A 23,873-nucleotide genomic window follows, 5' to 3' on the forward strand; every position below is an offset into this window, starting at 1 on the left:
TTTGAAAAAATTTTGAGAGGATCTATTATGAATGCTAAATATTTATCAAAAGAACTACAAATTATATGGGAGCTTGCCAAACCATATAAAATTAGCTTTTTTTTACTGTTTTTTTGTGTTACGGTTATTTCATTAATTAGCGTAATATATCCTTATTTATTAGGAATGATGATAAATGAAATGATTTATCATCGGAATATGCAGTTTTTCATGGTTGCTGGACTTGTTTATGTAGTCTTATTCTTAGGGGAAAGGCTGATGCATTTTATACAATCAAATATTTGGACATATCTTTCTACAAAGTTTTTGTTTGATATACGAAAGAAGGTATTTAATAAAATAATTACATCCAAAGCCAAGACTTTAGCAGATAGTAATACAGGAGACGTTATTTCAATCATAAATAGGGATACAAGTATGTTTATGGATTTAATACACATGAATATATTCCATATGTTCAATATACTTGTACGGTTTATATTATCCATAGTTTTTGTTTCAGCAATTAATGATACATTAGTAATATTAATGCTTATCGTTATTCCGACCTCAATATATATATCCTCATATTATTCAAAAAAACAAAAGTTGATTTTCAGTGAGTACAGAGACCTGTACGGAAGCTTTATAAGTTGGGTATACGAGATGTTAAACGGTATAAGAGAGATCCAGCTTCTCGCAAGCGAGAACACTGTAAGGCGCTCTTTTACTAAAAAACTAATGGAAATCTTACGATTACAAAATAGTACCTACTATACGGAATTTATATCAGAGAGAACAATTGTTCTGGTATCATTATTTTCTGATTTATCTTTGTATGTAGTTTCGGGTATTTTAATTATCAAAGGAGAACTAACAGTAGGTGGATTTATAGCGGCAATAGAATATTTTAATAAGGCTAACTTTGCACTTAAAAATCTTAACGAAGCTAGTATGCGTATAGGTAATAATTTGAGTTCTGTTAAAAAAATTTCTAAACTACTTTCGCTGCAAACTGAAACTGAGAGAATAACTTGCAGAGATATTGGTATAAAACAAGGACATATTGAATATATAGATGTTTCTTTTGGTTATAACGAAAAAATTATTCTAGACAATATTAACCTTACAATTAGCCAGGGAGAGAAAATGGCAATTGTTGGAGAAAGTGGAGCTGGAAAGAGCACATTAGTTAGTTTGATTACAAGACTGTACACTCCCACTAAAGGTGTTATTAAGATCGATGGCACAGATATATCACAGTGCTCGTTAAAATCTCTTCGAAGGGCAATCGGTGTTGTTCAGCAAGAGGTAGTATTATTTGATGGGACAATTAAAGATAATCTTCTTTTAGCTAGACCCAAAAGTACAGAGAGAGAGATTTTGGATGCCTGCGAACAATCATATGCAATGGGCTTTATTAGGAAACTCCCTGATGGCTTAAATACTATTATAGGAAAGAGTGGTTTGAATCTATCCGGCGGGCAAAAACAAAGAATTGCAATTGCGCGGATAATATTAAAAAACCCTAAGATATTGATTTTTGATGAGGCTACATCTGCACTTGACTATGAAGCTGAGAAAGCAATTCAAGCAGCGTGGGATCGTTTAAGTAAAAATAGAACATCAATAATTATTGCTCACCGTTTGACAACTATACTGAACTCTGACAAGGTTGCAGTAATAAATAACGGGAAAATAGTGTCATGTGATCACCACTTAAAATTGATTAATGAATGTGAGTATTACCAACAACTATTTCATAAACAATATCTTGGTGTGAAGGCTTGCGCTATATGAAAAAGTTACTAACAGAGAATATAAGAATATTCCAAGAAATTAAGCCTTTCATAAAAAATTATGAAAGGCAGTTAATTATCTTAAGTATTAATAAGCTATTACAACTTCCAATAGGAATTGCTATGCTTTTTCTCTTTAAGGAATTAATAGATGAAGTTATGAATAGGAAGCAATTAGATATCTTACGATGGATTTGTATAGGATACATTTTGCTTTTTTTCTTACAGACATTGTTCTTATCTTATCAAAAGATAGTTGGTACAAAGATGTATAATAAACTTATTTTCGATATTAGATTAAAAATATGGAATTCTTGTATAAGGATGCCGCAAGATAGTTGGAAGAGTTTTGATAAAGGAGATTTAAAAAATAGAATAGATTCAGATGTAAATAGCTTTTCTATTTTTTTAGAACAGCAAATATTTGAAAATGCTTTCGCGTGGATAAGTATTTTTACATATGGTTTTATACTTCTTATAATATGTTGGAAACTAGCTTTATTTAGTTTTGGGATTATACCTATGTTTTTTTTATTAGGAAATTGGATAGCAGCCCGACAAAAAGAGGCATCTGAAGATTACAGGAATATATGGGGTGAATATGAAGGATGGATGTTTAATTGTTTTCAGGCTTGGAAGGAGGTGAAAAATCTTTCTATTGAGAAAGTACAAACAAAAAAATTTGTGCGTTATTGGCGCAAACTTATAAAGTTGTTTTATAGACAATGTATGTATATGTATGCGAGCATGTCATTTGATAATTTTAAAGATATTTTCATAAATAAAATAAGTATATACTTTCTCGGAGGAATACTGATCTACACAAATGAGCTGACAATAGGTCAGCTCTTAATTTTTACTAAATTTTATGAACAGATGTTTAATAATTGCAGTACAGTTAGTAATCTTTATATTCAATTAGGTACTAATTTGCCAGCCATGGAAAGAGTATTAGAAATAATGAAATATAATACGCGCTACCAAGGTATCAAACTTGACCAAAATAACTTTTCCAGTAGCATTGAGTTTAGGAATGTAGGCTTTACATATAGTGAAGGTCAGCCTGAGATTTTAAAAAATATAAATCTTAAAATAGAAGCAAATGAGCGAATCGCTATCATAGGGAAAAGTGGAAGTGGAAAATCGACCATTTTAAAACTACTTCTAGGGCTACATAAACCACAACAAGGAGAAATATTGATTAATGGCTATCCAATTGAAGAAATAAACTATAGTAGCTTGCATAGGATAATTGGTGTAGTTATGCAAGATAATATGGTTTTTAATTTGACTATTAAAGATAATCTATTGTTGGCTAATCCTTATGCTACTGACGCTGAAATTAAAGACGCTTGCAAAACTGCTTATATTGATAAATTTATAACTGCGCTGCCTAATGGCTATTTGACACTTATTGGTGAAAATGGTGTTAAATTATCAGGAGGACAAAAGCAACGACTGGGAATTGCAAGGGCTTTACTAACTAACCCCAATGTTATTGTTTTTGACGAAGCTACTTCTGCTTTGGATCATATATCTGAACAAGAGATTACTATGGCAATTGATAATATAGCTAAGAAAAAGATAATTATTGTTATTGCTCATAGGCTATCTTCCATTTTATCCGCAGACCAGGTTATTGTAATCGATAATGGTACTATCGCTGGATACGGGCACCATAGTGAGCTACTAGGTAAAAATTCTGCATATGATGTGTTATTTAAGGATCAGTATAAAAATATTGCTTTTTAGGATAGATCACGTTGAGAAATGAAGAAAATACGCCATTATTACCTTGAAAGGACTTTGATAAAATGAATTTTAGCAAGACTAAAAAAATAAAACTATTCTGTCTGCCATATGCAGGAGGATTATCATCATTTTATAATAAGTGGAATAAATGTTTAAGTGAATATATAGATATATGCCCCATTGAATATCCAGGCAGGGGAAGAAGGGTTAAAGATCCGCTATATGGTAATTTTGATGATGCACTCAAGGATATTTATCAAAGTATTTTTAAAGAGCTTAATACTGATAATTATGCATTGTTTGGTCATAGTCTTGGATGCGTATTAGCTTACGAATTTGCCTGTTGGATGAAAGCAGAAAAGCAAGTAATTCCAAAACATATTTTTTTATCAGGAGCTCATCCACCAAATTCCTTTAAGGATAATATGTTTAATTTACATACATTACCTGATGATGAATTTATAGAAGAAATTTTTAGATACGGTGGCACAATGAAACAAATACTCTCTGAAAGGAAAATGCTTAGTGCATTTATTCCAATAATTAGGGCTGATTGTAAAGCTTTTGAAACATATAGAGAAGTACCTAAAATAGATAAATTGAACTGTGATATTACTGTTTTAACAGGCAAAGATGATGAAATAGCTCTTCTTGAAAGTACTGCTAAGTGGCAAATACGTTTCAATGGGTCATATAAAAGATATTTATTCGATGGTGGGCATTTCTTTATTAATGGCAATACTGAGAAAATTGTTAAAATAGTTAATGAAACACTCATTAACTACGTCTAGTAAGTATCACTCTGAATGTTTTTCTAATTCGAAAAAGTTGATTTATCATATTAAGAACTAAAATCAATAATGTGTATGATTTGACTACTGAAAAATACCCAGGTGGTGAAATAAAATGAAAAATAGAAAAGAGCTAATTACTAGTACAAAAAGAGTTATAATAAAATTATATTTAAGCGTGATAATAGACAATACAGGTAATTTGAAATGGAATTACTTTAAGCATATAATGCGTTCAGTATTTGCTATATCAAATCAAGGATTTGATATAATAATAGTTTTTCAAGGCGCAGTATATATAGGCATGAAACGTCTTGGCTTAAAAAAGATTCCTAGTTCTATTCATGAGTATAAGGCTGTTAGTGCTGTAGGATATGGACTATTTATTTATCTATTGGACGAAATGTTTACAGCGAAAGGATTGATAGTAGCGCCAATAACATTACCTCTTGAGGTATTACAACGAAATTCAGGTTATATAAATATTTGCCAAACCCTTCTAATTCTATTAAAGTCAAATATAATACCTATTATATTCAGCGATGATGCTATCATAGAAAATATTGAATACCAAAATAGTATGATATTCAATATTATAGCTAACTTGTTAGATGCTAATTTGTTAGTTATTCCCACTGAGGATAGTATACATGAAGAATCTATAAGAAATTATAAAGGGGAATAATCTAGGTCTACCTAAAATTTCCCTTGCAGTAAAGAAATAAATGAAATCACTTGAAAGGGGAGAATTTATTTCTTGATGATAAGCTATTAAAAGAATAAGGCGGTTAATGGCTAAATCAAATATTTATAACGCTGCTAATATAATTAATAATGATAAAAAAATGTTTTATAGATTGTAAAGGATCTTGATAAATAATTAGCATATGTATATAATGTTAAGAAGATCAATTGGAATATAAAAACAATAGATACAGATAAATCCAATAATAGAAGATAATTATAGTCAAAAAACAGTTACATGCATTGTTTAATATCTTGAAATGTTCGAACATAAGGAAATTTTATCTAATCATTGAACCAAGGAAGGGAATGGGTGTGTATACATGAATAAGGAAAAAAGTTTAACAATAGTTAAAGGTTTTAAATTTGCAGGTATTATTGCTGGAGATAAGAATAAGAAAAATATAGGTCTTATTTACTCAACTGTTGATGAAACATATGGAGTTGCAGTATATACGAAAAGTGATATACTTGCAGCGTCTGTAATCCTATCTAAGAATAACGATAAAATTACTAATAAAAAGAGGGCTGTTCTTATCAACAGTGGCAATGCAAATGCTTTTACTGGAAAAAAGGGTATCATGGATGCTCAAAAATGTATCTCGAAGGTTTCCGAGCTGTTATGTATAAGTGATGAGGAGGTTTATTTAGGATCAACAGGGGTTATTGGGCGCGAACTTGAGTTGGATATTATACTAAAAGGGATTGACAACGTTATTGAAAATTTAGATACGAACGATAAAAGTGCTATTGATTTTATTGAATCCTCTATGACTACCGATACAAAAGTTAAGCAAGCTTGTATCAGTTTTGAGCTTGATGGAAAGACTGTGAATATTGCTGCATGTGTTAAGGGCGCAGGGATGATTATGCCTGATATGGCTACAATGTTAAGCGTTGTAATTACCGATGCCAAGATTTCTCCCTCAATGATGCAAAAAGCTCTAAAAAGTTCAGTGGAAAAAACCTATAACTGTATTACTATAGATGGTGATACCAGTACAAATGATAGTGTTTTTTTGTTGGCTAATGGTCTAGCTGGCAATAATATTATTTCATCTGAAAATGAAAATTATCATAGATTTGCGGATCACTTAAATCTGCTTTTAGAACAGATGGCAAAAGAAGTTGTTAATGATGGTGAAGGAATTACAAAATTTATTACAATAAAAGTAATTAATACTCCAACGAAGGAAAAAGGGAAAACTATTGCAATGTCAATAGCTAATTCTCCTCTAGTAAAAACTACATTTTACGGTCAGCAGTTAAATTGGGGGAGGTTGTTGATGGCTATTGGTAAAGCGCAAACACGATTAGATTGCAGCAAAATTGATATTTTTATTAATAACTACAAGATTGTTTCTAACGGTGAACCTGCATTGAACAGTGAGGAATATATAAAGGCAGAGGAATCTTTAAAAGAAAGAAATATTGATGTCTTAATTGATTTCAAACAAGGTGAAAGCGAAATTACTATCTGGACATGCGATTTTTCTATTGAGTATGTTAAAATAAATGGTAATTATTTGACATAAATTGATTGTATTTACGGCATCTGATAGTCTTATAGCGTTATCTGAGAATGCATTATGAACTAAGTACTTTATTTTCAAAGCGTGTGGAATTGTCTGTGTGTAAATAAGTATGAAGTAGCTTCTATTTCCTAGGCTTGTAGCAAGCGATAAAAATGTCAATATAAAACATAAAAGATAAGTTATATATTGACATTTTTACGAAATAGTATTATTCTTCATATGTACATATGAGGAGTAAATTTTGGAAAATAACTGGAGAAAAACCATTCGAAGCTTCGGCACGATAATTTTTCGATAGGGTTATAATTATAAGATTGTAAGTAGTGTATAGTTTTATACATGAGATGGCGAAGCTTTGCTTAGACAGGTAGAATCTGACAAAAAACAGTACCTCAAGGGGCTTTAACATACGCCTTGTGATTCTCAGCGTACCTAGCATCTGGTGTTATTTTAAGCAAGTTCATATAAGAAAGTATAAGTCTTTCTCACTACATGAGTGGCGTCAATATCAGTTTAGCTGGCATTGAAACAAATATTGGTAAAATACTATTAAGACGTTTAATAATAGCAACAAATACGCATTTCTATAAAGTGCGAATTTGTTGCTATTGTTATTATTTATTGTTTGGAATGCCTTAAAGAATTTTTATTTTAGGAAATATCATTGCAAGATATTGTGTTGCGTTTGTGAAAGGTTATCTGCAAGGTTGGAAACAGTGATCTAATATACTATGAATCGGTCTGGTGGCTAAGTGAATAGTCTTTTGTTGGATTTGTTAAAACGCTAAAAAAATATTGTATGGGAGGAAAACTAATTATGTCTTTAGAGCAAGTTGTTAATCAGCTTTCATTATTTATCACAGAGGAACTTAACTTAGGAGAGGGAGTCGAAATAACTTATCATACATCATTAAATGATATAGGTATTGATTCTATTGCTATGATGCAATTACTTGTTGTTGTTGAAGAACATTTTCAATTTGAATTTGATGAAGACCTTTTACTGCAAGGCAGTATATTGTGTATTAGTGATTTGGTAGATTGTATTATGGCGAAATCACAAATTAAAGTCAGCTAATATAAGAAGTATATATTTGTAAACATTGATTGATTGCTATTCAGTTTCTTTCAAAAAAGTAAATGGAAATTTATTTTGTAATGAGATGATAATGACTCATATTCGAAGGAAACAGGGAGGAATTACTTAAATTTCTTAGATGGCTCTATAAGTTTTTATTATGACAATCAAAGAAAACCAATTACTGGCTAATCCATACGCCCGAAGCTGAATGATGATACGCTTATTTGATGAGAATGGTACGAAGTTATCAGGTGGACAAAGGCAACGCCTAGCAATAATATTCAAGGTGAAGGGGTAGATTTCTATGATTGATTGTTTTGTAATTGGGCATAATGAGTTAGATATAAATAGACAAAAACAACTTATTAGATTAAGCTATGGCGAGAGTTCTACTACATATAAAGAAAGGCATAAATTTAATTTAGCGCAGGTTGAGTATCAAAAAAAGCTTTATACACCAGTACAATTTTTTAACGAATTTCATAATGAAAAAAAAGACTATACAAAGTCTTTGGATGTTTTCAATGAATCCTTTAGTCTTGCTGTAGCGTATTTAGGAACTTATCTAAGACGAAAAGGTTTAACAATAGATTATATTAATTATTTTAACGGTGAAAAGGAGGCGCTGGCTTTACGACTGAAAAATAATGAAATTAGGACTATTGCAATTACCACCACTTATTATACATTTCCATATCCTATTCAAGAAATATTAAAATATATTCGAAAATATTCTAAAAATGTTAAAATAATTGTAGGTGGTCCATATATAGCGGCTAGTGTTCGAGCGATGAAGGAAGATGAGATTCAGAGTTTTTTAAAATCTTTGGGTGCAGATGTGTATATTTATAATGCAGAAGGTGAACGTGCATTGTACGAAACCGTTTGTGCCATAAAGAATCAATCAGGTCTTGATTCTATTGCAAATATATATTATGACACAGGGGACAAATATAAGTTCACTTCATCAGTCAGAGAAGATAATGATTTAGATAAAAATTTCATTGATTGGCAACTCTTTAAGGAGCGAATAGGTACTAATGTGAATTTGAGAACATCTATATCTTGTCCTTATGCATGCTCCTTTTGTACATTTCCTCAATATGCCGGCAGATATAGAACCACAAGTTTAGAGATTGTTGAACGTGAATTAGACTTGCTGAAGAGTATTCCTACAGTAACAGGCTTTTGCATAATTGATGATGCGATAAACATTTCAGCAGATAGATTTAAACAGTTTTTGCGTATGCTAATAAAAAAGAATTATGGCTTTAAGTGGAGTTCATTTTTAAGGTGTCAACATATTGATAGAGAAATTGTTGAACTAATGAAGGAAAGTGGCTGTCAGGTAGTATTTTGTGGGATAGAATCAGGAAGTCAACGTATTTTAGACAACATGAACAAAAATGCCAAAGTAGAGGAGTATAAAAAAAGCTTGGCAATACTTAATGAATATGGAATTTTAAGTATTGCCTCCATTATTGTGGGTTTTCCAGGAGAAACTCACGAAACATTTTATGAAACATATAATTTTGTTGAAGAAACGATGCCCACATTCTTTCAAGAACGTTTATGGGCTTATGACCATCAAGCGGCAATTCATAGTAAAAAGACTGAATATGAATTAAAAGGATCGAATTATGATTGGTCTCATGCTACAATGAATTCAGAAACAGCTTTACATCTTGGCAACAAAATGTTCTTAGAAATTAAAAATTCGATACATGTGACAGAGTACCCGATTATTTTCCATTTGTTAAATCGGGGGCTGAGTGCAAATGAAGTTAAAGAATTCTTAGGTAATTACAATGACTTCTTAAAAAGAAGTATTGAATAATCGGAAGAGAATGAAATAAGTAATTGCTTTTGAAGCAACTTAGGGAATCAATATTAAACACGAACCTTTTTTAATGTATAGTCATGTATTGTCTATCAACAGGAGATAGCATAGCTTCACCAACAGTATTCAATGAAGCTTAAGGATGAAGACTGGGGGGATTTTAATGAGACGAGTATTTTTCTTAGCATTAGTCATTGTCATTATTGTTGCTGGATTACTAACTGGCGTTTATGAGAGAAAGCTCGAATCCAAGAATGATTTTGGAAAATATTTTGAGGGATTTACTGGCACTTTTGTAATGTACGATGAGACTAATAATAAGTATAGCGTCTTTAATGAACCTCAAAGTAAGATTCGCCTTTCACCATGTTCTACCTTTAAAATTTATAATTCACTTGCAGGGTTGGAAATCGGTATTCTCGATAAAGAAGATGTGTACACCTTATTTAAATGGAACGGAACGCAATATCCGTTTCCAGCTTGGAATCATGACCAGACACTAGCATCAGCTACGCAGGATTCAGTAGTTTGGTATTATCAAGAGTTGGCTTCTCGGATTGGAAGCGAAAGAATGCAGAAGTATCTTAACAAAATTGAATACGGTAACCACGATATTTCAGGAGGTTTGACTACTTTTTGGCTGCGGTCATCATTGAAAATTTCAGCTCAAGAACAGGTAGATTTGTTGTATAAGGTGTATTCGGGCAAATTACCAGTTTCTCCAGAAAATGTAGAGATAGTAAAAAAGAATATTACTCTGTCAGAAAAGGATGGAGTACGAATTATAGGCAAAACTGGTTCAGGCTATCAAGATGGTAAATGGTTATTAGGGTGGTTTGTAGGCTGTGTAGAAAAACAGGGAAAACGTTATTTCTTTGCTACAAACATTCAAGCATCCGATGGTGCAAGTGGTGGGAAGGCCAGAGAGATTACATTAGTAATCCTAAAGGATCTTGGTATTTTGTAAACAAGGTTCAGTACAAATTAGGAAGAAAGAACTATATTATACTTGTAATCTTGAGAGGTGAAATCTATGAAGAATTTACCACAGATCTCGGACGCGGAATGGCAAATCATGAAGATATTATGGGACAGAGCTCCACTTACCGCTAGCGACGTCATTAATAAAGTTGATGGTGTTACTTCATGGAAGCCAAAGACAGTTAAAACGCTACTTGGGCGGCTGTTAAAAAAAAATGCTATTTCGTTTCATAAGGAGGGCCGGACGTACGTTTATTACCCTCTCGTAGCAGAGGATGAGTGTGTGAAAGCGGAAAGCCAGTCTTTTTTAGAAAAGGTATTCTGCGGTGCCTTAAATGTGATGTTTGCTAAATTTTTAGAAGAACAAGAATTATCCAGAGAAGAGATAGCGGAACTAAAACGTATCTTGGATCAAAAGAAAAAATAAAAGAGTTGAGGTTTTGAGAGCTTATTAAGGGAGGCCTCTTATGGTACTGTATTCTTTTATTCCCTGGCTGCTATACTCTTCACTTATGGGAAGCATTTTAATAGGGTTAATCATAGTCCTACGACTGGTCTTCGCAAATAGGATGGGCGTCAATCTGCAGTATCTATTATGGTTTTTAGTGATAATGAAGTTGTTAATTCCTTATACGCCTGAAAGCTCTTTAAGCGTGTTCAACATCTTTAATCATCTGAACATTCAGGTCTTATCCGGAAATTACTTTGAGACCCAGGGTAATGAGATGACAGACCAGACTACAGCAAAAGAGCTGCCGTTAACGAAAATGGTGAACGTTGCTCATGATTACGCCTTATCTGTAAACAGGACTTTCCTTGACTCTAGGGAGGTTGCTGCATTTTGGTTCTGGCTAGTTGGAGTGATAACTCTTACTGTTTACTTGATTCATGGGACGATTAAGCTGCAATGTATTCTGAGGAGCACTCTCAGAGTAAATGACAGCTGTGTTATTAACTTGCTTGAGGAGTGTAAGCACAGGATGAATATCAAGGGCAATACTGTGCTGGTTGAATCACCGTTAATTCGAAGTCCAATGGTTATGGGAGCAATCAGACCGCATATTATACTGCCGGCTGGCATTAACGGTAATTTAAGCAAATCGGAATTACGATTCATTTTATTACATGAATTGGCCCATCTTCAACGTAGAGATCTTTATGTAAATTGGATTACATCTTTTTTGCAAATCATCCACTGGTTTAACCCAATTATTTGGTACGCTTTTTATCAAATGCGTCAGGATCGGGAATTGGCTTGTGATGCTTATGTGCTTTCCTTACTAAAACCCGATGAATATAAAAGCTATGGCGCTGCGATTATTTCTTTTCTCGAAAGATACTCATATTCTGTTTATGATTACACGATAGCCGGGTTGGCAAGTGGCAGAGCCAATATTAAGAAAAGAATGGAAATGATTGCCTTGTATAAAAAAGAGACAATATTTGGGATTGTTTGGAGAATTATTCTTTTTTTACTGATGGGGTGTTTTGTGCTGACCAACGCAAAAGGAACAGCTCAGGCAGAAAAATCACCAAAGATAAGTCATAGCATTGCATATGAAGATTTGAGCGATTATTTCCAGGAATACAATGGAACTTTTGTTTTGCTTGACATGAAAAGAGATCACTATCAGGTGTATAATGATGGATACAGCAAAAAGCGCGTATCTCCGGATTCAACATATAAGATAATTAGTTCTTTAGTCGGTCTTGAAACTGGAGTTTTAACAGATGAAGAGACTTCATTAAGGTGGGATGGAACCATATATCCAATCCAACCCTGGAACAGAGACCAGACACTAACTTCCGCAATTTCCTACTCTGTAAATTGGTATTTTCAGAGAGTCGACTCTAGCGTGGGCGAAACTAGTATAAAGAATAATTTAAAGGAAATTGGATACGGCAATTATGATATTTCTGGCGGAATTAATGACTTTTGGATTGAATCCTCATTAAAAATTTCTTCTCTAGAACAGGTAGAGATGCTTAAAAAACTATTTACTTATGAAATGCCCTTTTCTCGAAGGAATATAGACATTGTCAAAAAAATAATCAAAGTGTGGGAGCTGGACAAGGTAACTTTATACGGGAAAACTGGCACTGGAACTGTGAATGGAAATAACATTAATGGGTGGTTTATAGGGTGTGTAGAAAATGAAGGAGAGAATTATATTTTTGCTACGAATATTCAAGGAAAAGAGGGCGCAGATGGGGCAAATGCCAGGAGAATAACGCTATCAATCCTTAAAGATAAAAATCTTTTATAGGAATGTAAATTCGTATAAAGCTGGATATTGCCCATTTTTAAAAATCATCAGGCAATAAATATCTCCATAAATTATTTGGATTATATTGACAATCAAAGATCACGAGTGTAATATTTAGCTATAGATTACAATTGTAATCTATAGCATGTTTAAGGAGATTGCGTACGGCACATTATAAATCAACGAGTAAAGGAATGGTTGAAGTGAAAAGATGGTTTTTAGTATTACTTACCGTTGTTCTTGTTAATTGTGGCTTAATGGCTAGCACAAATGCGGCGAATCTCGTGGTAAAGGAAGACCTTGGTAAGTACTTTGAGGGATTTACCACAGGGACGTTTGTTATGTACGATGAGGCTAACGATCAGTATATAGTCGTTAATGAGCCCCAAAGTAATCAACGCTTGTCACCGTGTTCCACCTTTAAAATTTATAATTCACTTATTGGATTGGAAACTGGTGTCTTAGACCAAGAAGATGTATATACCTTATTCAAATGGAATGGGACGCAATATACATTTCCTACGTGGAACCATGATCAAACATTGGCGTCTGCCACAAGGGATTCAGTTGTTTGGTATTTCCAAGAACTTGCGTCCCGGGTTGGGGCGAAAAGGATGCAGGCAGGTCTTGATAAGCTAGAGTACGGGAATAGGGATATTTCTGGAGGCTTGACAACCTTCTGGCTGCGGTCTTCATTACAGATTTCGGCGCGTGAACAAGTGGACTTGCTGTACAGGCTATACTCGGGGAAATTGCCGGTATCTCCCCAAAATGTGGAGATAGTGAAAAAGAACATTACTTTGTCAGAAAATGATTATATGCGATTCATGGGTAAAACCGGTTCGGGATTTCAAGATGATAAATGGATATTGGGGTGGTTTGTTGGCTGTGTCGAAAAGCAAGGAAATCGCTATTTCTTCGCTACCAATATTCAAGCGCCAGATGGCGCAATCGGCGGAAAGGCCAGAGAGATCACAAAATTAATCTTAAAAGACCTGCAAGTTTTATAGTAGGATTCTTCAAGTTACCATGGTTTTAAAAAAAATAAAATAGGTCTTCAATTTGGAACTCCAATACCCCTATTCGTAGGTAAATAAGCCTGCGAATAGGGGTATCGTTATAATGGAAAAGAGAGGTAAACGAGTATGGGAGGCGATTGATATAAACAAAATATATTTTGATGCATCGGTTATTGTGCCAGTATTTAACCAGATGGAATCACTTAGAACGACGTTGCAATATTTTTCTTTTCAGCAGTATCCTTCCAACAAATATGAGATTATAGTAGTTGATGATGGGTCAACGGATGGTTTAATGGAAAGTATTGAAGAAGATGCATGGCCATCGTTGGCTTGTAAGATTAAATACATACGCCAAGAGCATCAAGGCAGAGCAGTGGCAAGAAATACTGGAGTCGCTGCAGCTAAAGGTGAACGATTAATATTTTGTGATGCCGATCGTTTCCCAGATGTAAATTTTGTTAAGTACCATGTTGAAAGGACTTTAGGTTCTGGAAGCGTAGCAATTATAGGTTGTCCTTGGGAATTTTTCGGATCAAGAAAATACTTATCAACTTCCAATAAGGATACTCAGCTTATTCAAAAGTATTCAAGGCAACCAATGTATTATACTAGAATACAAAAACTATATGATTTAAATGGTTATACGAATTCAGGAATAGCGTGGGCTTCTTTTCTTATAGGCAACTCCAGCGTTAGACGAAAGGATTTTTATAAAGTAGGTGGTTTTGATAAAGAATTTAAGTTCTGGGGATTTGAGCACTTTCAATTTGCTTTGCGCTTACAAAAATGTGGTGTTACTTTTCAAAACATGTATGACGTTTCAAACTTTCACTTACCTCATAGAATAGAGGCTGGGTACCAGGAGGCAATGATAGAAGCCGGCACACAACTACTAAAAAAAATAAATCCGCATTATAATTTCGATAGTTTCAAAAATTATTGTTTTGGGGAAATTTCGCTACAAGAATTTGAACTACGTTTTTGTGGCACCTTGTCATCGCAGTTAAAGGATTTGGAGCCAGTGCTTATTAAATGGTGAGCCTACGCCGAGCCCCGTTCTTTCGTTCGGAATTTGGGCAAGTAACACCATTGTTTGCCAAAATAAGTTTTAGAGGAGGTAACTAGATTATGGTATTGAGACAAAAGGATTTTACAATTATACAGGCATCAGAAAAAGAGATACCTTTGGCTTTACAGTTTCGACAAATTCTTTTAAAAGAAATGGGAATTCCTAGAGAGTTACTGATAAATAGCATGAGCGAGGTGCTCCTTGCATTTTACCATCAAGAATTTAATGTAGGGCGAATGCGGCATTATATTGCATATAGTCAGGAAAATCAACCAGTCGCTATTGCAGGGGCAGTGATAAAAAATGATTTTCCATATTGTTTGCTTAATCCCGGTTACTATGGTTGGATTATGGATGTTTATACACTTCCGGACTATAGAGGAAAAAAGCTTGCCACTAAACTTTTAGAATTGACTAATCAATGGCTTGTAGAAAAAGGCGTGCATGAGGCAAAATTGATAGCAGTGGAAAATGATGCAAGAAGACTCTATGAAAATTTGGGATATAGAGCTACTTTTGACATGAGTTTAAATTTGACAGAGTACGAGAATTATAATGAAATCATTGAACAGAGAGTTTCGGGGGTAACTAAAGTGGCGAAAAAATGTCTAGAGACCAGCTAATCAAAGTCTAAAGATCTCAGAATTTGAAAGTTAATAAATTTTTTTATATATAAAGGGAGGCGGAAAATTTGATAGACTGCTTTTTCATTGGCCATAACGGAATAAATATTTCAAAGCAGTTGCAAATAACAGCTGCAGCATATGGCAGAAACTCATATTATTTTAGGGATGCATTAAGTGCTAGGTATATAAAATATAACGGCAAGCGCTATACTCAATATCAAATTTATAACTTATTTTACAATAATAATGATGCGCTTAGTGCTACTTTTGATCATGCGACATTTCAACATAATTTTAACAGCGCCATTGCTATACTTGGTAGTTATGTGCATAAAAAAGGGTTGTCGATTGATTATGTACACTCTTTTAATATGGACAAGCAAGAGCTAGCTAAGAAACTTGAAAAGAATAATATAAGGGTAATAGCAATACCAACAACTTTTTACTTGTCATTATATCCTATCTTGGAAATTGTATACTTTATAAGAAAATATAATAAAACAGCGAAGATTATTATTGGAGGTCCATACGTCTTAAATCAGGTAAAAGGTCAAAGTCCGGCTAATCTGCAAAAAATATTTCAAGCGATAGGCGCCGATGTTTATATATGCAGTAATGAAGGCGAATATGCTTTAAGCGAAGTGGTCCGAGCATTCCACGATAATACTGAACTTTATGAAATTAACAATATTTTTTTTAGGCAAGAAGACAATACCTACGGTCATAACACGCTGACGCTGGAAGAGAATAGTAGTGAAGATAAGCATATTAATTGGAGCTTATTTACAGGTGGATTGACCCAATATGCCAGCATAAGAACAGCTGTATCTTGTCCATTTTCTTGTGCTTTTTGCGGACTTCCGATTACGGGAGGAAAGTATAGACAATTAAGCGTTGCCGAAATTGAAGATCAATTAGATACACTAGCAAAAAGCAACAAAGTTTCAGGCTTGTTTTTTATTGATGAAACATTTAATTACCCACCAGAAAGATTCAAAGAGATTTTACGGATGATGATAAAAAATAATTACAATTTTAAATGGGAATCAGAATTTCGCTGCCAGTTTGCAGATCGGGAAATGATTGAAATGATGAAAGAAAGTGGTTGTGTCCAAGTGTTTTGTGGCATTGAGTCGGGAAGCCAGCAAATATTGAATAATATGAATAAAAAAGCCATAGTTGAAGAATACAAAAAAGGGCTGGGCTTATTACATGAATATGACATTCTAACGAACGCTTTAATTATTATTGGATTCCCTGGAGAAACCTATGAAACTTATAAAGAAACATACAACTTTTTGCAGGAAACTAAACCTACTTTTTTTAGAACTCACAGATGGTATTACGATCATGAAACGCCGATATATGATAAGAGAAAGGAATACAACATTACGGGGAATGGATATGAATGGGCCCATTCTACTATGGATGCAGATACTGCACATAATCTTACAGATGAGTTAACTATGTCTGTGAATAGCTCAATACATATTGCCGATTATCCGATCTCTTTCTTCTTATATGAGCAAGGATTTAGTGTTGAAAAGATTAAGCATTTTATGGAGACTTTTAATAAATGTGTAAATGAAAGAATAAAAAATCCTGATTGTGAAGAGGTTAGCCAAGAACGGGTAGAAGAGTTGAAATACGCGTTAAGATAATATATAAACATGGTAAAGGGGAGGATTAGTTTGATTGATTGTTTATTTATTGGGCATAATGAGATGGATTTAACAAAAAACAGACAGTTATTGAGATTAAAATATGGGCACAACTCTCATAACTATACAGAGACAAATAAATTTAATTTAGGGTACATCAAATATAAAGGTAAATTGCATACACCTATACATATTTATAATGCATTAAAAAGTGAAAGCGTCAATAGGGCTTCAGCGGGAAGTGCGAATATTGGAGAGATATTCAGCTTAACCATAGCATATTTAGCCTCTTATTTGCACAAGCGGGGATTTAGTTTTGATTATATAAATTCGTTTAACGAAGATAGAAACCTATTAGTGCAAAAACTGCAAGAAAATAATATAAGAACCATTATAATACCAACAACATATTACCTATCTCCCATACCTATAGTAGAAATAATGCAAACGGTTAAAAAATATAATAATACAGCAAAAGTCATAATTGGGGGACCGTTTATATTCAATCAAGTTAGAGATCTATGTAATCAAGAGATGCAAAAATTATTGACAAGAATTGGAGCGGATATATACATATATTCTATCGAAGGTGAAGAGGCATTAGCACGAACTATAAGTGCAGTGAAGAATGGATTGTCATTAAATAATATTAATAACGTAATTTATAATCATGCAGGAGTATATCAGTTTACATCGGTGCAAAAAGAGGAAAATAGTTTGGATGAGAATCCAGTTAATTGGAAGCTGTTTTCAGAGAGTTTAAACAGTAATATAAATATTAGAACGTCAAATTCATGCTTATTTTCTTGTGCGTTCTGTTCTTTCCCAAAGAGTTCAGGCAAATATCGAATAGCTAATTTGGAAACGGTTGAAAACGAATTGAATATGTTGAGAGATATTGGTAATGTAACGGCTATTAGCTTTATTGATGATACGTTTAATTTTCCACCAGACAGATTAAAAAACATGCTGAGGATGATGATAAAAAATAAGTATAAATTTAAATGGAATTCCTTTTTTAGATGTCAACATGCCGATCAAGAAATGATAGAACTAATGCAAGAAAGTGGATGTATTCAAGTTTTTTGTGGGATAGAATCTGGGAATCAACAAATATTAAACAATATTAATAAAAAGACGAGTCTCGATAAATATGAAGAGGTTCTTGAAATGCTTCATAAACACAATATCATGACTGTAGCTTCCTTCATTGTAGGTTTTCCAGGAGAAACTCATGATACTTATTTTGATACTTTTAACTTTATTGAAAGAACAAAACCTACATTTTTTAGAGCGAGGCTATGGTGGTACGATAATAATGCTCCAATTTACGAACACAGAGAAAAATTTAAGTTAGTAGGCAAAGATTATGAATGGTCGCATGAAACAATGGACTCCAATACGGCTCAGGGTTTAGCGGATAACATGTTGTTATCCATAAAGAATTCAACCCATGTTGCAGATTATCCAATTCCATTTGATTTAGTTAATAAAGGCTTGAGTAAAGAACGGGTTGTGGACTTTATGAAAGCTTTTAATATGTCTGTAAGAGAGGTACTGCTTAATAAATATCAGATTAAGGAAAATCCAAAAATTATCGAGAAACTTCGTAGGATAATTGTCGGATAGGAGGGGGAAATGCGGTGAATCAGGAAGTAGACTGTTTATTGATCGGGTATAACCAGTTCAATATGCAAACACAGAGAAAGCTTTTGCGACTTAGTGTTGGGCAAAATTCAAAAACATATAGAGAAGCAAATACGTCAAACTTAAGTTTTATCGAGTATAAAAAGAAACTGTATTCACCATCACAACTATATCAGACTTTCAATAGTGATATAAATGATGGAGAAGAAAACGAGCCATATTATCCGCCTAATATGGTAGCTAAGTCTTTCAGCCTGGCGGTAGCTTATTTAGGTACTTATATAAATAAAAGGGGAATATCTTTTGATTATATAAATTCCTTTGTTAGTGAAAAGGAGTATATTGCTAATAGACTCAAGGAGGATAGTATTGGCTGTGTTGTCATCCCCACCACTTTTTATATTTTGCCCTTCCCGATTATTGATATAGTTTCCTTTATTCGTAAATACAGCGAGAACGTAAAGATTATTATCGGAGGGCCGTATGTTTTTGGACAGGCGCACTCACTTAACGAAGAAGATTTACAAAAATTATTTAAATCTATAGGCGCGGATATATATATATATAATACTGAAGGAGAGTTTGCGCTAGGTGAGGTGATTCATTCTATCAAACATAATTTGCCGCTTGGAAATATAGATAATATATTTTATAAACAAAATGATAGGTATGTATATACTCGTTATTCCCAGGAAAATAATCAACCTAATAACAACTTTGTTGATTGGAATTTATATAGCGACAGAATATGTGAGTTCGTCAATGTAAGAACATCAATATCATGCCCATTTTCATGCAGTTTCTGTGGTTCATCAATGTATGCGGGGCAATATCGAACAGCAAGTATTGAGATTGTCGAAAAAGAGCTAAACACGTTGAGCAATAAAGTTTCTGGGGTGTTTTTTTCAGATGAAACGTTCAATTTTCCTCCAGAAAGATTTAAAGCTATGCTCAAAATGCTTATACGAAATAAATACAAATTTAAGTGGGTCTCGCAATTAAGAGCCCAATACATAGACCGAGAAACTGTTGAATTGATGAAAGAGAGTGGCTGTGTACAAGCGCTTTTCGGCATAGAGTCAGGAAATCAGCAAATTCTTGATAATATGAATAAAAAAGCCACTGTGAAAAAGTATCGTGAAGTACTTTCACTATTAAATGAATATGACATAATGAGTACTGCGTCATTAGTTGTTGGTTTTCCAGGAGAAACTTATGAAACCTATCGCGATACATTTAACTTTATTGAAGAAGCTAAACCAACATTCTTTAGAACTCATATGTGGTATTATCAACATGGAGCGCCCATTAACAATGATAAGGAAAAATTTAATATTAAAGGAGCGGGATACAATTGGTCGCATAAGACTATGGACTCAAATACTGCGTATGAATTATCTAATAATTTGTTTTTCTCGATAAAAAATTCTATTTATGAGGCAGACTGCTCATTTCCCTTTCAATTAGCGTGTAAAAAAATTAGTAATAATAAAATCAAAAATTTCATGTCTACTTTTTCATTATGTGTAAAAGAAGGACTTACGGCTCAAGGCAAAAAAGAAGTGAGTAATGAGCTAATTGAGAAGCTTAAGAGTGCTTTGAAATAGGGTGAGCTCTTACGAAGTTGAGCCTTATGATATCCTATTTCTGCGAAATTAGGTAAATTGCCTGGGATACCATACATATATGGATTTTGACCGATAATCTATAGTTTTTCATAAACTGCATCCCTAAATTCTTTGGCGGCCGGAGGGTAGTTCATGGCATCCACATAAAAGTCTACGATTTTGCTACGGCATTAGGAGTTATATTAACCTGATACTTGCTGTCCTGACTGTTCATGTATATGCTCCTTTAGGTACTGGTCAATATCAGTCATCGCTGCATCCAATAGCAGGGATTTGCCTTGTCGGATTTCGGATTCGGAGCGTAGCAAATTTTCATACATGCTGATTTTTGCTGATAGCTTTTCGTAATGGCTGCTGCTCATGATAACCAGTGATTTGATCCATTTTTAGTAAGATGGACAGGCGTATCTTGGTCAATCGCAAAGGCTTCTACATCGACCATTCTTTTAGACAATTCACTAATGGGACGGATAATGGTTTTAATCATGCTTCCACCTTCTTTACTGATTTTTCTACCCTGAATTTCGGAAAATATAAAGAAAATCTACCGAAATAAGATGTATCGACGCGAAAAGGCAGCACCTTCCCGAAGGAATGGTGCTGCCTTTTGAAGTATATTGTGTAGTATCTACCAGCGGCGTGTGGGCCGGCCGGTAGTTGGTTCAAAGGTATTACCGTAACGGTCGGAGCCGGAAAATCCTTCAAAGGAATCGTCATAACTGATGTAGGGAAATAGTCCGTTGCCGGCGTCATAAACCAGGCTAAGAAGACGGCCGGTGAAGGCATTTTGATCAATGATGGTACGTACGCCGTTCAGGCGGTTCATGGTGACGCTGTCGTAGCGGTCGTACCGGCCTCCAGCAATCGCCGTCCATCGCTTTCCGAACTTGAGCTGGTCCTCTGCAGATACCAGCCGGCTTGCTTTGCAGCCCATGTGCGGGGGAATTGTATGGACGATCCTTTTCAGCTTGCGGAGGCTTTGCAGTGGCAAAGTCAGCATTATAATACACCTGATCTGGTGGTGGCAATTGAGCAGTTAAAGTACGCCCTACGAGGTGAGGCGCGTATACCCCACCTGTATTATGAGGGGAAGGCTATGAAAGGGCGGGAAGTTTGCAGTAGCGTTTAAAAAAACCTATGGAATGACGCCCCGCGAGTTTAAAAAATCCTTATTTTGATGTTAGAAAGGTGTTATAAATACTCCAAAAGGATATATTTATGCCCTTTTATATCACGACATCATTTGTGTTATCATATTAATAATGCTGGTTATCTTGCCTTTGTAAGGGGGAGGCAGGTTTGGCTAGAGCCGCTTATACGAGCTAGAATGCTTGACGAATGAAAGAACGGGTTGTTACTAATAAAGATCATCAACTTTCAGCTGATGTAGCGTACTGCATAATTGAAAAAGGCTATGGAGGGGAAAATTTTTCAAGCATTTAATGATAATGATAATTATTATTAAATGCTTTCTGCCTGACAATGCTTGAAAAAATAGGTACCCATGCCGCTGCAAAATTTACGTCGCAATACGTTGAACCATTTACATAGGATTGTTCTGGTAATGCAGGCAGGAGGAGCTTTTCGAAACAATGAAATACTGGTATACAATTCACAAATGGGCAAGTTTGATTTGTGCAGTTTTTCTGTTGAGTATGTGTGCAAGTGCCTTGCCCCTGATTTTGGGACGGGAGATAACGGCATTTAATCAAGTTAGTGTATCTACGATTCAGAAGCATCCTTAGTGAATGCAGCAAAGCTATCTGTGGGCAAGCAAGCGGAAATAGTGCTGGAACGTTACCCCGGTTATAATTTGCGTGCTGTCTATCTGGATCATGAAAAGCATATTAATGGCTTTTCCTTGCGGTCTCAAGACAAGGGCTATGATTATATTCGTCTAGATTTGAATACAGCCCGATTCATAAGACGGTCTAATGAACAAGTGAGGTATGAGGTGATTCCGAAGTTTATGATTTGCCTATGGGATGCATGTTGATATGTATCTCGGGTCATTCGGCAGGAACTTGTTCGGAGCGATGTGCGGATTGAGCGTTGTAGCTTTGCTCGGCATCTGGTTGTATGCCCCTTTTATGAAAAACATCTCCTTTGGGACGATTCGTTCTTCTCATCGGCGTATTTATTGGATGGACTGGCATAAATTACTGGGGATTGCCACACTTTCCTGGGCCGTATTATTAAGTTTAAGCGGATTTATTTTTATATTTGCTGGTCCGGTTCATAATGCTTGGAACGAAAGCATACGCAAGGAATACTTGATTGATTATCAAGACAAGCCCTTTCCTGTCCAGCGTATTTCTATTGATGAGGCAATGGAAGTGACCCAAGCCGCTTTGCCTGATCGCAGAATAACGGGAATCGAAGTGCCTCAAGAAGATGGGAAAATGCGCTGGCATTATACGGTTTGCACACAGGGGGAAGGTTGGGACGCGCACTTGAATAAGCCTGTCTGGGTTGATGCGTCTACGGGAAAGGTTACCGCCGTCATTCAACAGCCTTGGTATATCCAGATGCTTTCTATGGCTAATCCAGTTCACTTTAGCAATCATGACACCTTGCCGTTGAAAATCTTATGGTTTATTACGGAGGCCTTGACCTGCATTATGATCATCACCGGCATTTATGCCTGGTTTGTCAAATTCAGGCCGAACAAAGGCAATGCGGCGAATAAGCTACAGGCTAAATCTGTCCCTCCGGTACGGCAGTCCTCCAGGCAAATCTGGCTGCTGCCTGTGGTTATTATATTGATTACGTTGTTTAGAATTACCGCGCCTCTGGCTGGCAAGGAATGGAGTACCATATCGGCTGTTGCTCTGGCAATACCCCTTGTGCTCACCGGATATTACTGGCTGCGCAGTTAATTACGGTACGAAAGGAAAAAGAACCATTGCCGCACCTTATGATAAAAGGATGCGGTAATGGTTTTTTTTTATAAAAAGTATGAGTTGGAGAAGAACGTTAAACACAGAGGGCACAGAGAATGCCGAAAACAGTGATGAATCGCGAAGAGGCGAAGAAATGCGAAGGACGCGAAGGGGTATTATAGATAGTTCTAGTCTTTGTGTCTTCGCGTTTCAAAATGTTTTATTTTTTAGCTAGGGACAAGTTTATAGTATTTTGTTTTTATCTGCAGCATTTCATTTTGCAATGAGTCAAATGCCTTTGACTAAGAGAATATGCAGGATTTAGGACTTCATAAGCTGTTGAAGTTTAATGTCTAGGTGGAGCTGTGAGGTGCTGTTATAATCAAATTGTAGCAAGCGAGGTGTTTTGTTTCTAAGAGAGCGTACTATTGGCTTTGGAAAAAATACCAAGATATTCGAAGACTTTAATTGACAATGATTTTCATTGTCTCTATAATTATAAAGAAGGCTAAATAGAGAAGGTTTTAACTAGGGCGGGCTGATAAGCTTTTGGACTGGCATGGAGCAGG

At 34.8% G+C, this 23,873-nt stretch carries 23 protein-coding genes; 20 read left to right on the forward strand and 3 right to left on the reverse strand.

From position 1 onward, the window contains the following. Positions 1–27 precede the first annotated feature (27 nt). The 16 genes from JBW_RS23730 (at position 28) to JBW_RS06325 (ending at position 20,401) form a co-directional block, all read left to right on the forward strand. Entirely contained in the window at positions 28–1,779 is a 1,752-nt protein-coding gene (locus tag JBW_RS23730) for an ABC transporter ATP-binding protein (RefSeq protein ID WP_007957006.1), read from the forward strand. Continuing rightward, positions 1,776–3,530, forward strand: a complete 1,755-nt coding sequence (locus JBW_RS23735) for an ABC transporter ATP-binding protein (RefSeq protein WP_007957005.1) — start codon at positions 1,776–1,778, stop codon at positions 3,528–3,530. Before JBW_RS23730 ends, JBW_RS23735 begins: the two co-directional genes overlap by 4 nt. 62 nt (positions 3,531–3,592) lie before the next feature. Then, entirely contained in the window at positions 3,593–4,321 is a 729-nt protein-coding gene (locus tag JBW_RS06260; RefSeq protein WP_007957004.1) for a thioesterase II family protein, read from the forward strand. Positions 4,322–4,436: 115 nt separating this feature from the next. Next, complete coding sequence (locus tag JBW_RS06265; protein WP_007957003.1) at positions 4,437–5,006, forward strand: hypothetical protein; 570 nt, start codon at positions 4,437–4,439, stop codon at positions 5,004–5,006. Positions 5,007–5,388: 382 nt separating this feature from the next. After that, positions 5,389–6,600 (forward strand): bifunctional glutamate N-acetyltransferase/amino-acid acetyltransferase ArgJ, encoded by a 1,212-nt coding sequence (gene argJ / locus JBW_RS06270; RefSeq protein ID WP_007957002.1) that lies wholly within the window; start codon positions 5,389–5,391, stop codon positions 6,598–6,600. An 817-nt stretch (positions 6,601–7,417) separates the two neighbouring features. Further along, positions 7,418–7,678: an acyl carrier protein gene (locus tag JBW_RS06275; RefSeq protein WP_007957001.1), complete on the forward strand. Its 261-nt coding sequence runs from the start codon at positions 7,418–7,420 to the stop codon at positions 7,676–7,678. Between the two features lie 307 nt (positions 7,679–7,985). Continuing rightward, a complete protein-coding gene (locus tag JBW_RS06280; RefSeq protein WP_007957000.1) occupies positions 7,986–9,518 on the forward strand; it encodes a B12-binding domain-containing radical SAM protein in 1,533 nt (510 codons plus the stop codon). A 166-nt stretch (positions 9,519–9,684) separates the two neighbouring features. Beyond that, positions 9,685–10,488, forward strand: coding sequence for a penicillin-binding transpeptidase domain-containing protein (locus JBW_RS06285; protein WP_007956999.1), 804 nt, complete (start codon positions 9,685–9,687; stop codon positions 10,486–10,488). 66 nt (positions 10,489–10,554) lie between these two features. Then, entirely contained in the window at positions 10,555–10,929 is a 375-nt protein-coding gene (locus tag JBW_RS06290; RefSeq protein WP_007956998.1) for a BlaI/MecI/CopY family transcriptional regulator, read from the forward strand. A 40-nt stretch (positions 10,930–10,969) separates the two neighbouring features. Then, entirely contained in the window at positions 10,970–12,769 is a 1,800-nt protein-coding gene (locus JBW_RS06295) for a BlaR1 family beta-lactam sensor/signal transducer (protein WP_007956997.1), read from the forward strand. A 194-nt stretch (positions 12,770–12,963) separates the two neighbouring features. Beyond that, on the forward strand, positions 12,964–13,779 hold the full coding sequence (locus JBW_RS06300) for a class D beta-lactamase (RefSeq protein WP_007956996.1): 816 nt from the start codon (positions 12,964–12,966) through the stop codon (positions 13,777–13,779). Positions 13,780–13,891: 112 nt separating this feature from the next. After that, complete coding sequence (locus JBW_RS06305; RefSeq protein ID WP_007956995.1) at positions 13,892–14,830, forward strand: glycosyltransferase family 2 protein; 939 nt, start codon at positions 13,892–13,894, stop codon at positions 14,828–14,830. 95 nt (positions 14,831–14,925) lie between these two features. Continuing rightward, complete coding sequence (locus JBW_RS06310) at positions 14,926–15,483, forward strand: GNAT family N-acetyltransferase (protein ID WP_158453447.1); 558 nt, start codon at positions 14,926–14,928, stop codon at positions 15,481–15,483. A 68-nt stretch (positions 15,484–15,551) separates the two neighbouring features. Then, a complete protein-coding gene (locus JBW_RS06315) occupies positions 15,552–17,147 on the forward strand; it encodes a radical SAM protein (protein ID WP_007956986.1) in 1,596 nt (531 codons plus the stop codon). 30 nt (positions 17,148–17,177) lie between these two features. Continuing rightward, a complete protein-coding gene (locus tag JBW_RS06320) occupies positions 17,178–18,776 on the forward strand; it encodes a radical SAM protein (protein WP_007956984.1) in 1,599 nt (532 codons plus the stop codon). Positions 18,777–18,790: 14 nt separating this feature from the next. After that, positions 18,791–20,401 carry a radical SAM protein gene (locus JBW_RS06325; protein WP_007956982.1) on the forward strand — a complete coding sequence of 537 codons (1,611 nt, stop codon included), beginning with the start codon at positions 18,791–18,793 and terminating at the stop codon, positions 20,399–20,401. 203 nt (positions 20,402–20,604) lie between these two features. Here the strand turns inward: JBW_RS06325 and JBW_RS25630 are convergent, their stop codons facing one another. The 3 genes from JBW_RS25630 to JBW_RS24615 all read right to left on the reverse strand — a co-directional run bounded on the left by JBW_RS25630 (position 20,605) and on the right by JBW_RS24615 (position 21,356). Next, complete coding sequence (locus JBW_RS25630) at positions 20,605–20,784, reverse strand: hypothetical protein (protein ID WP_007956981.1); 180 nt, start codon at positions 20,782–20,784, stop codon at positions 20,605–20,607. Further along, positions 20,781–20,909 carry a hypothetical protein gene (locus tag JBW_RS25940; RefSeq protein WP_007956978.1) on the reverse strand — a complete coding sequence of 43 codons (129 nt, stop codon included), beginning with the start codon at positions 20,907–20,909 and terminating at the stop codon, positions 20,781–20,783. The genes JBW_RS25630 and JBW_RS25940 overlap by 4 nt, the downstream gene beginning before the upstream one ends. A 141-nt stretch (positions 20,910–21,050) precedes the next feature. Further along, a complete protein-coding gene (locus JBW_RS24615; RefSeq protein WP_071882478.1) occupies positions 21,051–21,356 on the reverse strand; it encodes a TonB-dependent receptor domain-containing protein in 306 nt (101 codons plus the stop codon). 15 nt (positions 21,357–21,371) lie between these two features. Here JBW_RS24615 and JBW_RS06335 point away from each other — a divergent pair, with 15 nt between their 5' ends. The 4 genes from JBW_RS06335 (at position 21,372) to JBW_RS06340 (ending at position 23,301) form a co-directional block, all read left to right on the forward strand. Then, positions 21,372–21,551 carry a hypothetical protein gene (locus JBW_RS06335; RefSeq protein ID WP_052697325.1) on the forward strand — a complete coding sequence of 60 codons (180 nt, stop codon included), beginning with the start codon at positions 21,372–21,374 and terminating at the stop codon, positions 21,549–21,551. A gap of 463 nt (positions 21,552–22,014) precedes the next feature. Beyond that, positions 22,015–22,167 (forward strand): hypothetical protein, encoded by a 153-nt coding sequence (locus tag JBW_RS25635; RefSeq protein ID WP_007956976.1) that lies wholly within the window; start codon positions 22,015–22,017, stop codon positions 22,165–22,167. Beyond that, positions 22,167–22,418, forward strand: a complete 252-nt coding sequence (locus JBW_RS25640; protein WP_007956973.1) for a hypothetical protein — start codon at positions 22,167–22,169, stop codon at positions 22,416–22,418. Before JBW_RS25635 ends, JBW_RS25640 begins: the two co-directional genes overlap by 1 nt. Before the next feature lies 1 nt (position 22,419). Next, positions 22,420–23,301 carry a PepSY-associated TM helix domain-containing protein gene (locus JBW_RS06340; protein ID WP_235334155.1) on the forward strand — a complete coding sequence of 294 codons (882 nt, stop codon included), beginning with the start codon at positions 22,420–22,422 and terminating at the stop codon, positions 23,299–23,301. Positions 23,302–23,873 lie beyond the last annotated feature (572 nt).

This window comes from Pelosinus fermentans JBW45 (assembly GCF_000271665.2).
In the GTDB taxonomy this organism is placed as follows: domain Bacteria; phylum Bacillota; class Negativicutes; order DSM-13327; family DSM-13327; genus Pelosinus; species Pelosinus baikalensis.